This window comes from Metabacillus bambusae, from assembly GCF_017497975.1.
In the GTDB taxonomy this organism is placed as follows: domain Bacteria; phylum Bacillota; class Bacilli; order Bacillales; family Bacillaceae; genus Metabacillus; species Metabacillus bambusae.
Genome location: NZ_JAGDEL010000018.1, coordinates 122,222 through 128,483, shown reverse-complemented (window position 1 = coordinate 128,483; position 6,262 = coordinate 122,222). Strand labels below are relative to the sequence as shown.

The 6,262-nt window shown below is 34.5% G+C and carries 3 protein-coding genes; 2 read left to right on the top strand and 1 reads right to left on the bottom strand.

The annotated features are described in order from the left end of the window. Both I7822_RS20540 and I7822_RS20535 read left to right on the top strand, forming a co-directional pair. Positions 1 to 88, top strand: an 88-nt coding sequence (locus tag I7822_RS20540; RefSeq protein ID WP_207978019.1) for an IS3 family transposase, incomplete at its 5' end; no start/stop codon positions are given. Positions 89 to 129: 41 nt separating this feature from the next. After that, the gene (locus I7822_RS20535; RefSeq protein ID WP_207980938.1) at positions 130 to 5,073 is read left to right on the top strand and encodes a DUF5695 domain-containing protein; all 4,944 of its coding nucleotides are present in this window, start codon (positions 130 to 132) and stop codon (positions 5,071 to 5,073) included. 186 nt (positions 5,074 to 5,259) lie between these two features. On the opposite strand, the gene I7822_RS20530 is transcribed toward I7822_RS20535, so the two are convergent. Further along, the gene (locus I7822_RS20530) at positions 5,260 to 6,132 is read right to left on the bottom strand and encodes a helix-turn-helix domain-containing protein (RefSeq protein WP_207980937.1); all 873 of its coding nucleotides are present in this window, start codon (positions 6,130 to 6,132) and stop codon (positions 5,260 to 5,262) included. Positions 6,133 to 6,262 lie beyond the last annotated feature (130 nt).

The following is a 6,262-nucleotide window of genomic DNA, read 5'->3' as shown; positions in this document are numbered from 1 at the left end:
TATGGTTTACTATAACAATTACCGTTATCAATGGAATTTAAAAAAGATGACCCCTAACCAATATAGGAATCATCTTCTAGTTGCGTGACTCTTTTTTTCTTGTGTCCTTGACACGGGTGCCAGTTTACAATGAGTACCTTTTTGTTCAGTGTAGCTTTATTTGCTGGAACAACAAGTGTAAATGCAGATACGACTCAAACATATACGCTAAAAAATGAAAATTTAAATGTCAAAATTGGCGAAAATGGTGAGATTAGTTCATTAAAAATTGTTGATGATTTGTATGATACTGAATATGTCATGAACAAAGATGTCGCACCTGATATGAATACAAAAGAAACACAATGGTTAGGTGAACTCATGTTTTCTTACCAATTAGAGGGAGAGACTGATGGGAATCTCGAAGGTAAGGACGGTAAGAAGTGGAAAAAGGCGTGGACAACTCTTTCTGATGATGTAAGAAAAATAACCGAAGATGGAAATCAAGTTAAGGTAGAATACGCTAATTCAAAAAAGGAGAATGGAATTAAAGATTTTTCCCTTAAAGAAACCTATACCCTTGAAGAAGAAGACCTTGTGTGGACAACCACATTGAAGAATACAAGTGATAAGGAGCTGACAATTGCTGATTGGGGAGTACCTGTTCCATTTAATGAGTTATGGAAGTATGGCGGGGAAATTTATGAAGAACGTGTTGTTAGTCATTCCTATGTAGGAGGGGATACATCTTATTTAACAGCGCAAAGACCTAGTGGGCAAGGCCCATATATTATGATGTCATCTGATGATAAGACAAATTCTGGATTCGAATATCAAGATCGATGGCGCACACAAGAGGTTGGAGATACTACATGGGCTTGGAATAATATCAATGAAGGAAATTGGATTGAAGGACTGAATGTTTTCTATACTCACTCTGAACATATTCAAAAGTCAAATAGGGATTATTTAAACAATACGTCCCTTGTATTGGCTCCAGGCGAAGAGAAAACATATACTTACCGAATTGCTAAAATCGATGATGAAAAAGATTCAAAAGAAGAATTATATGAAAATGGACTTGTCGATGTCACAGTAACTCCAGGAATGATTGTTCCTATTAACCAGACTGCAAAAATTGCTTTACGTTCTAAAAATAAAATAAAAAGTGTAGAAGCAATAAGTAACAATGACATGAAAATGGAAGGTAAAGTAAAACCACCTAAAGTTAAAAAAATCGGGAAAAATGGTGATTATTTTATCTACCAAGTTACCTTTAAAAAGGAGCATCTTGGAACAAACAATATTGTTGTTAATTACGGAAAAGACTCAAAAATGACACTACAATTTTATGCTATTGACGAAATTGCCTCCTTATTAAATACCCATTCTGATTTTATGGTAGAAAAAACACAATGGGATGAAAAAGATGGTATTGATAAGAATAATGTTCGCTACAAAGTTTTCGATGATTGGATGATGAATGCCAAAAACGGGGAAGCACCGGTACTTGGCAAATCAGAACCTGAAGGGAAAAGAAATGAGTTTAAAGGTTATTGGGGATGGGGAGATGATTGGGGCTTGCCACATGGTGAGTATTTAGCAGAAAAGAATGTGTATCTCCCAGTGAAAAAGGAAGTCCAAGCAGTTGACGATTATTTGAAATTTGCTATTTGGGAAACGCTTATGGATGGTCATCATGATGATTATTTAATACATGACTTCTTACAAGAAGAAGGAGAAAATTCGACTCCGACTTACCGAGGATACGCATACACACATGTGTATAATACGTTCTTCAGTATGTATCAAATTGCTAAACAAAACCCTGATTTAATCGATTATCATTTTGATACAAAATGGTATTTAGAAATAACCTATAATATTTTTAAAGCAATGTATGATGGACCAGTTTCCTACAATTGGGCTACTGGAACCATGGGCGAATTAACCACTCCACAGATAATTCAAGCACTTCGTGATGAAGGTATGGAAAAAGAAGCTAGTGATTTAGAAACTAAAATGGAGAAAAAATTCGAGAATTTTAGTAGTAATAAATATCCATATGGATCTGAATATAGCTACGATAATACAGGAGAAGAATCTGTTTATACTTTAGCTCGATTAAATTTAAAAGATGACAAAGAAAATGCTTTGAGAATGATGAAAGGTATCAATCAAAAAACACGTGCTTCTAGAGGTCATATGCCTATTTGGTACTATTATGCGAATCCAGTAACAATCACAGGTGAAAACTGGTGGAATTTCCAATATACTGTATCACTTGCTGCCTACCCGATGGATGACTGGATTAGAAATTATGCGGATGATTATGGTGAAAGTGATCAATACCGTGCGGAACAGCAAAGATTATCTTACGCATCAAAAATCGCAGCATTAGCAAGTGTAAATTCAGGTCAAATTAATAATCATCCTGATAATATAGGTGCAGCTGCTTGGACTTATCAGGCTGAAAAAGGAAATTTAGGTACTGCAGGTGTTGGTGGTGGAGAAAACGTAGAGCTATTAAATGGTTGGCGTGGCATGACAGGTGAAGCGGATTTAGGCTTATTTGGTGCTTTGAAGATATTAAGTGCTGATGTCGTAAAAAATGATCCAATTTTCGGATTGCTAGGCTATGGAGCGGAAGTAAGTTATAACAAGAAAAAAGGTATGTATAAGATTACTCCAACAGATGGTTTGCATCGCCGAGTGAATTTAATAACAGAACAATTATCAATTGTATTAAATAATGATCAATTCACGAAGGCAGAACTATCCGAGGCAAAAGATTCTATTAAATTAGATATGATGAATAATACAAATGCTCCACATAAAAGCTCCATCGATGTGACAGGAATGAAACATGGAACATATCAAGTTGAAATCAAAAACAAGAAAACAGGCAAAACAGAGAAACAAAGTAAAATTAACGTTTATTCTGAAAACATCAATGTTCCTTATGAAGTAAAAGATGGAAATGATTATGTCCTAATGTTAAAAGCTGCTGAACCCGATGAAAATAAAGCACCTGAGGTAAATGCAGGAACTGATCAAGAAGGGGAAATCAAACTAGATTCTATTAATCTAGCTGGTTCTGTTAAAGACGACAATTTAGGGAACCCAAATGGTCATTTAACAGTTGTTTGGGAAGTTGAAAGTAAGCCAGAAGGAGCGAAAGCAACGTTTACAAAACAAGACGCCCTTCGTACAGGCTTTGAGGTAGATATACCTGGTGAATATGTGGTGAAACTTACTGCATCTGATGGTGAACTCTCTGCTTCTGATACTGTGAAAGTAACGATTAAAGCTCAAACACCAACTCCTGAAAAATGGGTGAATTATTCATTTGATCAGGTGGATGGAAATATCGTACCAGATGAATTTGGAAATGAGAATAATTTGGCATTGTATGGCTCTGCCAAAATTGGGCCAGGTCGTAAAGGGAATGCATTATTATTAGATGGAAAGGATGGGTCATATGGGCAATTACCAAATGATATCTTGAGTCGTGCAAAGGAAACGACGATTTCCACATGGTTAAAACTAGATGAAATTACAACCTTTACAAGAATTTTTGACTTTGGGAACGGCATCCAAAAGTATATGTTTTTAACTCCTAAAGATTTGAATAATGGTACTTTATCTTTAGCGATTACTACAGGTGGAAATACAGGAGGAGCTGAGGAATGGATTGAAACAGACTATAAAGTATCTCCTAATGAATGGACTCATGTAGCGGTAACGTTTAAAGACAATGTAGGAACGATCTATGTGAATGGAGAACAAGTCGGGCAGAATGAAAATTTAACCCTTTCTCCAAGTGATTTAGGAAGAACAGCATCTAACTATATAGGAAAATCTCAGTATGCTGATCCATACCTTAAAGGTGCAATTGATGATTTTCAAATTTACGGAAGAGCATTAAGCCAAGAAGAAATTAAAGAGCAAACGAAGCTAAATGTAGAAGAGATTGATTCAGTGGAAAGTGCAGTGGTTGAAACAATGGCAACAGTAAAACCAACTCTTCCAAATACGTTAAAAGTAACCATGAAAGATGGCACAATCGTTGAAAGTCCTGTAAATTGGGATAACATCTCTGAAGATAACTATCAAGAAATTGGAACATTTGAAGTATCTGGGGTTTTATCTGGAACTGACTTTAAGGTAACTGCAAAAGTGAATGTAGTAAAATATGTTCCAAAAGAATACCCTGAGCTTCTAACAAGGTATGAGTTTGAGGACAATACAAATAACTTGATTGAAGACATTTCTGGAAATGGATACAACGCTAATATAGTAGGAAATCTAAATCTTTTACCAGGAGAAGGACATCACAATAATGGTATCCAGCTAAGTAATCAAAGTGGAAACTATCTAGATTTAGGAAAATCAAGAGAGTTAATTCCTGAGTCGATTACATTCTCATACTGGGTAAAACGTACCGAAGATCTCTCTAAGCAAGAACATGTACTCGCATGGTTTAAAGAGGAAGGAAACTATGCAAGTAATGGCTTCTTTATCACCTATAATGGTAATAGTTCGATCATAATGGTAGATGGAACAAATAATTTCCATGTGCCACAGAATCCAAATGAATTCCTACCACTAAATGAATGGACACATGTTGTCTTTACATTCGATGCAAAAACAAAAGATGCAGCTATTTATAAAAATGGAGAAAAACAAAAAGTAGCTTACCAAGGAAGTATTAATTCAATTACCACCAATGATGCTGTAAAAAGAATTGGAGTAAGTGGATATGGAAATGCAGCTCCATTTAATTCTCCTGTAGATGACATTCGAATTTACAGTAATGCTATGAATGAAAAAGAAGTAAAAGAATTATACGAGGGAAAAGACATTACTGAACTCGAAAATGTAACTGTTGAAACAACTATAAATAAGGCACCTACTTTACCAGAAGTAATAAATGTTTCGTATGAATCAGGCGTACAAGGAACTGCAATTGTGGTCTGGGATGAAATAGATCCAGTAAATTTAAGTAAGGAAGGTTCTTTTCAAGTTGAGGGAGTGGTTGAAGGAACTCGTAAGAAAGCAATGGCCACAGTTCGAGTTGTATCTGGTAATTAGCGGTAAAACAAGTAAAGATCTAACATGGCTCGTTTAAGTTTTAGATTGATAGATTCCTAGTTTTCCAAACAATCGAAGGGGAGAGAGTGTCCAATACATTTTACGGAAAATAGAATCATTAAATACAGAAGAAGATCAATCTTTTGTTCTACGATCAAAGAAACAACACATAGGTAGTTAGTCTTTCTAACTACCTATGTGTTGTTTTCGGTAATTTAGAGGGGAACAAGCAAATTTTTTCTTAAAACTAAGAGAGAAATAAGGAACATTTTGATAACCACATTGTTCTGAAATAGCTGATATCGGTAAATTTGTTTTCATAAGCAAATTAACTGCATTTTCTAATCGATAATTAGCTAAATACTCTAACGGAGTACAATCATACGTTTTTTTCATACAACGAATTAAATAATTTTTATGAAAGTGAAAATGCTCAGAAAGAGTTTGATTCGTTATATTTTCTGTGAAATTGTTTTTAAGATAAATTTCAATTTTTTCTGCTAAAGACATGTAAGCGAGTTTTGGTGAACCTTGTTCTTCTAAAGTTTTAAGGAGAGATAGAAAACGTTGTTGATTTTTCCAAAATGAAATGGATTGTGGTTCGATTGTACCTTTTAACAGAGATTCAATTATCGAATAAATATATTCTGGATCATTTAGTTTTTGCCATTTGTTTAAATGCATCGTGTAATCTTCGTTGTGATAATGTAAATTTGGGATATCAATATTGGATTTAAGGATGACAGGGGATTCCCCTTGAACCCATTTTCCATCTGTATAAAAATGCAGCCAATAAAATTTGGTATTACAAGAGCATGCTTTAGTGGAATAGTGATGTTTTTTCGGGAGTAATATAAGACCTTCATCTTTTTTTATTATCCACTCTGAATCTTCTTCTGTAATATAAAGTTCTCCTTCTAATACAAGAATAATATCGAAATAACTTAAGTTTCTTCTGTTTGGATGCACCTGACCTTTTGTATAGGAAGTTAGGTTACCTTCAATGAATGTAGGAAATGGCGGTACGACAATGGAGATTACTGGAGAATGCTTTTTCATAATACTACCTCCTATTAAGTGAGAAATAGTATAAAAAATGGATTGGAGTTATTATCAAAATATTCCGTAATCTGTATTATAATATGAGTATATCAACGATGTAAACGGTTTATTAAGAGGTTTTATATTT